This window comes from Paenibacillus sp. 01T422 (genome assembly GCF_056398785.1).
Genome location: NZ_JBFTQB010000388.1, coordinates 1 through 5,589 on the forward strand (window position 1 = coordinate 1; position 5,589 = coordinate 5,589).

The 5,589-nt window shown below is 44.4% G+C and carries 4 protein-coding genes; all 4 read left to right on the top strand.

The genetic code is table 11. The features are described 5' to 3' along the window. The first annotated feature begins 42 nt into the window (after positions 1-42). The 4 genes from AC1DUA_RS20940 to AC1DUA_RS20955 all read left to right on the top strand — a co-directional run bounded on the left by AC1DUA_RS20940 (position 43) and on the right by AC1DUA_RS20955 (position 5,447). A complete protein-coding gene (locus AC1DUA_RS20940) occupies positions 43-1,806 on the top strand; it encodes a sensor histidine kinase (RefSeq protein ID WP_477501614.1) in 1,764 nt (587 codons plus the stop codon). Beyond that, a complete protein-coding gene (locus tag AC1DUA_RS20945) occupies positions 1,803-2,777 on the top strand; it encodes a substrate-binding domain-containing protein (RefSeq protein WP_477501615.1) in 975 nt (324 codons plus the stop codon). Before AC1DUA_RS20940 ends, AC1DUA_RS20945 begins: the two co-directional genes overlap by 4 nt. 449 nt (positions 2,778-3,226) lie before the next feature. Continuing rightward, complete coding sequence (locus AC1DUA_RS20950) at positions 3,227-4,321, top strand: putative 2-aminoethylphosphonate ABC transporter substrate-binding protein (RefSeq protein WP_477501616.1); 1,095 nt, start codon at positions 3,227-3,229, stop codon at positions 4,319-4,321. A gap of 88 nt (positions 4,322-4,409) precedes the next feature. Then, complete coding sequence (locus tag AC1DUA_RS20955; protein ID WP_477501617.1) at positions 4,410-5,447, top strand: putative 2-aminoethylphosphonate ABC transporter ATP-binding protein; 1,038 nt, start codon at positions 4,410-4,412, stop codon at positions 5,445-5,447. Positions 5,448-5,589: the final 142 nt, after the last annotated feature.

Genomic DNA, 5,589 nt, shown 5'->3' on the forward strand with positions numbered 1-5,589 from the left:
CGCCCAAAGAATATAGAGCAGCAAGTAGAGAGGGGATCTCTCTTGAATAAGAGGCGTTTTTTCAGATTTAAAAGCATACACACGAGCATAGCCGTAGCTTTCTCCTGTCTGATCATAGGTACTACGCTAATTTTGAGTTATAACACGTATCGTCAGTCATCGGATTCCGTTACCGAAAACTCTGTGCAATATACGAATGAACTGATCAATCAGGTCGGAACGACCATAGAGACGTACATTGACAATATGAAAAGTATTTCTTCGCTTCTATATAACAATGGGCAAATCAGGCAGTATTTGACGATGGCGGATCCGCAGTCAGAAGTAGGACAAAGCCTGGTCAATGCTATCGAGAGCTCCCTGCACGTGATTGTTCAATCCAGAAATGACATTAGCGCGGTTCTTTTTATAGGCTCGAATGGAGCTGTGATCTCTGATCGGGAGCAGAGCGCTCTGAAAAGTTATCCTGAGTTAATTGCGCAAGATTGGTATACGAAAGCGAAAAACGGTTCCATTTATATCTCCTCTTCGGAAGTTGAACATGTGTATCACAACGAATATCCATGGGTCATCTCCATGAGTCAGCAGTTTCGGGGCAACGATCGATTAGACAAGACCGGCGTGCTGCTGGTCGATTTGAACTACACGATTATTAATGACCTCTGCAGCCATATTCAACTAGGCAAAAGAGGTTATGTGTTTATTGTCAATTCCGAAGGCGACCTCGTTTATCATCCTCAGCAGCAGATTATTCATACGAATTTGAAAAGTGAACCTATTGAAGCGATTTTAGCTTCGGGAGATGGGCAGTTATCGTTGAAAGAAAATCAGCACGAGAAAATCTTATCGATTCGAACGACGAATTTCGGTTGGAAAATTGTTGGTGTCACATATCCGGAAGAGTTAGTTGCCAATAAAAAGAAGATGCAGCTCTCAACGGTTCTGTGGGGCAGTATTTGTTTGATCATCGCGCTTGGCATTTCGATCGTGCTGTCTTTTACACTTAGCCGCCCGATTAAGAAGCTGGAAGCGAATATGAAACAGGTTGAGCAGGGCAACTTTGACATCCGGGCCGATATCACGCAAGCCGATGAGATAGGGAAATTAGCGAGGACCTTCAATGTCATGATTGTCAAAATAAAAGACCTCATGAAGCAAATTGTACATGAAGAGGCGCTGCTTCGAACAAGTGAAATCAAAGCGCTGCAATCCCAAATCAATCCGCATTTCTTGTATAACACGCTGGAGTCTATCATTTGGATGGCAGAAACGAACAAAATGAGAGAAGTCGTGAAAATGACTATGGCACTCTCCAAAATGCTGCGTTACAGCATCGGCAAAGGGGAACAAGAGGTTACCGTCTCCATGGAAATGGAGCACTTGGCTAATTATTTAACGGTTCAATCGATGCGATATACCAATAAGTTTTCGTATGAGATTGAGGTTGAACCAGAGATGCAAGGTTGCCGAATTCTAAGGATTGTCCTTCAGCCTCTCGTAGAAAATGCGATTTACCATGGCATTAGACGCATGGGAGAACAGGGGCATATCCGCATTCAAGGCCGCAATGTTGATGGAGTCATTCAAATTACCGTAAGCGATAACGGGTTAGGTATGGATAAAGCGAAATTGCAAGGCTTGCTAGGGCCTTCCAAAGATCAGGGGTTAGGCGTTTGGAATGTACACCATCGTATTCAGCTATTTTATGGTGCAGCCTATGGCTTGTCTTTCGAAAGTGAACCGGAAGAAGGGACGACGGTCACATTGCGGATTCCTTGCTCGGAGTTGGAGGTGAAAGACGAATGAAGCGCTGGCTATTCTTGATTGTCATTGCGATCTTGTCGATTGTTGTTTATATGTATGGCTTGAAAGCGGCAGGTAAAAATAATCAGCCCATCGTTTTTGTACCCAAGACGATCGATAAGCAAATTGAGTTTTGGCAGGTCGTCGAGCAAGGCGTCAATGCCGCTGCGGCAGAGATGGGGAGTAAGGTGAAAGTAGTCGGCACAGACACCGAACAAGATGTTGATGGTCAAATTCGGTTATTGCGCGAAGTCATCGCGATGAAGCCGAAGGCGATTGTATTGTCGGCTCTAGATTACGAGCGAACGGTGCCTATTGCACACGAAATTGTGAAAGCCGGCATTCCCTTAATTACCGTGGACTCCGGCCTCAAAGGAGGCATTTCCAAGTCATTTATCGCCACGGATAATGTAGAAGCGGGCAAAAAAGCGGGTGAAGCACTGATCCAGACACTACCGAATCGTGGGCAAGTAGCTATTATTAATTTCATTAAAGGATCATCGACATCCATTGAAAGAGAAAACGGCCTTCGCTCTGCCATTCAAAAGGACGTAGGCTTTCGAATCCTGGGTACCTATTACAGCGAGGGATCATCAGGAAAAGCGTACGACATTACCGTGCAGCTGCTGAAGGATTACCCGGATTTGCAAGCGATAGTCGGATTAAATGAGCCTTCGACCTTAGGCGCGGCCAAGGCGCTTCACGACCTGAAGAAGCCAGGTGAGGTCAAGCTGATTGGCTTCGACAGTTCTATGGAAGAAATCGGTTTTCTGGAAGAGGGAATCATTCAGGCGATGGTGGTTCAAAAGCCGTTCAATATGGGCTATGTAGCATTGAAGACGGCGGTTCAATTGAGCAATGGGCAGAAGGTGGAGGGAAGGATCGATACAGGTTCGGAGGTTATATGGAAAACGAATATGTATACAAAACCGAATCAAAAGCTGCTTTTTCCAATCCTGGATAAGCGTCCTTAGCAATGAAGCAAGAGGTCTGCTCCGTAATGGGCAGACCTCTTGCTTCGTATAAGGGACTTTTCGATATAATTGGTTACTTTTGTGGGTTTGCGTGATGTGCGTGTTAAGTTTCATGACATATATGGGTTAAATTTCTGGTTTTTTATGTTTTCAAGATTAATTCGAAAAAAAAAATCTGTCATGTCACCTATGATGACATTAAAGTGGTTGACACATCCAAGGAGAAAAGATTATAATTCGAGTATAAAAACAACCAAAAACAATTAAAATCAATTAAGTTAGGTTGTTTTTATGTTTGTTATTGAAGGAAAACGATGTGGGGGGGATCTTTGATCGATAGTCGATCAGCGAAAACAACGTTTTGCATCCAGACCTAACAAAATTAGAGTAGAGAGAAGCGTGTGTAATATCGGAAGGAACAGATTATAACCAGGAGAGGAATCGGAACAATGAAAAAATTAACTAGAAGTTTAGTCGTTGCGGTTACATTGGTTTCATTATTATCGGCTTGCGGCAAATCTGCAACCATCAATGAGTCGACACCTGGAGCAGCTGCAAGTCCTGCTGGAGGAGGAAGTATTGATTCAACCAGTAAGGAATTGACGGTGTATACGGCACTGGAAGATGATGCGATCAAGAACTATCTAGCTAGTTACAAAAAGAAATATCCTGATATTAAACTTAACATTGTCCGAGATTCGACAGGCGTAATCACGGCTAAGCTGCTGGCCGAGAAAGACAATCCGCAAGCAGATATTGTATGGGGATTAGCAGCAACAAGCTTGCTGGTGCTCGATCAGAGCAATCAGTTAGAAGCCTATGCTCCGCAAGGGGTTGAACGAATACTTCCTGAATTTAAAGATAAAAATGTACCGGCGCACTGGGTTGGCATCGATGCTTGGGAAACAGCTTTCATCGTCAACAAAACGGAGATGGATAAGCGTAAATTGCCAATTCCCGAATCGTATGCAGATTTAATTAAGCCGGAATACAAAGGCCTTATCACGATGCCTAACCCGTCTTCCTCAGGAACAGGCTTCCTGACCGTATCTGGATTAGTTCAATTGGAGGGCAAAGACAAAGCCTGGGACTATATGAACAAACTGCATGATAATGTTGCGATGTATGTTCATTCCGGTTCGAAGCCAGCTAAGTTGGCTGGTACGGGAGAGTACCCAATCGGTATTTCTTTTGGATATCGTGGCTTGCAGGAGAAGAAGAACGGTTCCCCGGTCGAGGTTGTATTCCCGAAAGAGGGCTCTGGATGGGACGTAGAAGCGAATGCACTTATTAAGAAGAAAACGATTAAACAAGTGTCTCAGCAATTTCTAGACTGGGCCATTACAGATGAAGCCATGAAAGAATACAACAAAAACTATGCCATCTTAGCTATCAAAACCGACAACACCCAACTTCCTGAAGGTTATAAAGTGGATCCGATGAAACAATTGATCAAAAATGACCTGAACGAAATTGCGAAGAATCGGGCAAGTATTTTGGCTGAATGGGATCAACGATATAACACGAAAAGCGAGCCGAAATAAACAAACAAATTTAATGAACGGCTGCTGCCTGGGTCTGTCTAGGTCAGCAGTCGCTCCCTTCTCAAATCTAAGTTCAAGGAGGCAGCTTATGCCAGAAGCATATTTATCCATTCAAGGTGTGAACAAAACATTTGACTCCTTTACAGCGCTTAGAGAAATAAACATTGATATCAAAAAGAATGAATTCATTTGCTTGCTCGGGCCAAGCGGCTGTGGCAAAACAACCCTGCTGCGCATCATCGCTGGTCTTGAGAAACCGACGCGTGGGCGAATAACAGTTGGGGGCAAGGACATCACCAATCTGCCACCATCCAAACGAAACTTCGGCATGGTCTTTCAATCTTACGCCTTATTTCCAAATTTAACGGCAGCTCAGAATGTGGCTTATGGCCTGCAGGGGAGGAAACTAACGACGAAGGAAATCAGCGACAAAGTAAGCGAGGCGCTGTCGTTGGTCGATCTGCTGCATCTGAAAGAACGTTATCCGTCACAGTTATCAGGTGGACAACAGCAGCGAGTTGCCCTTGCCAGAGCTGTTGTCTTATCACCGGATTTTCTCCTGCTTGACGAACCATTATCGGCACTAGATGCCAAAGTTCGGACCAAACTGCGTGAAGAAATCTGCAGTCTGCAAGAGAAATTAGGCATTACTACGATCATGGTCACCCATGATCAAGAAGAGGCATTGACCATGGCGGATCGGATTGTCGTTATGAATAATGCTGAAATTATGCAAGTTGGAAGTCCTCAGGAAGTGTATGATCAACCGGAATCGCCTTTTGTAGCGGATTTTATAGGCTCCATTAATTTCTTGGCATATGGGCCTCGCAAAGGGAACATACCGCTCACTAATTTTGCTGTCAGGCCCGAACATATTCGTATTTCTTCTCCAGGTTCAGGTTACCAGGCTGTCGTCAAGCACATGGAGTTTAGAGGTCCGTTTTATAGATTGCTTTTGCAGCCGATCCGTGAGCTGAAGGAGTTGCTAGGAAATCAACTGATCTCCGTGGATGTCTCTTCCCAGCATGCACACAAACTGAACTTGATGAAGTTTGCTGAAGTATCCGTTGAGTTTCCCCAAGAGCGAGTAATTACCTTTACACCGGATGACGTGGTGATCGCGTGATGGAGAAGCAAAGCGCTGCCCTGACACCGCCTGTTCGCCGAAACTGGGGAGAACTCCTCAATTTGCAAAATTTCCTTATTGTCGTACTTGTTATCACGTTGTCGTTTACGATATTAGTGCCACTCTGTTTACTGTTCAGTAA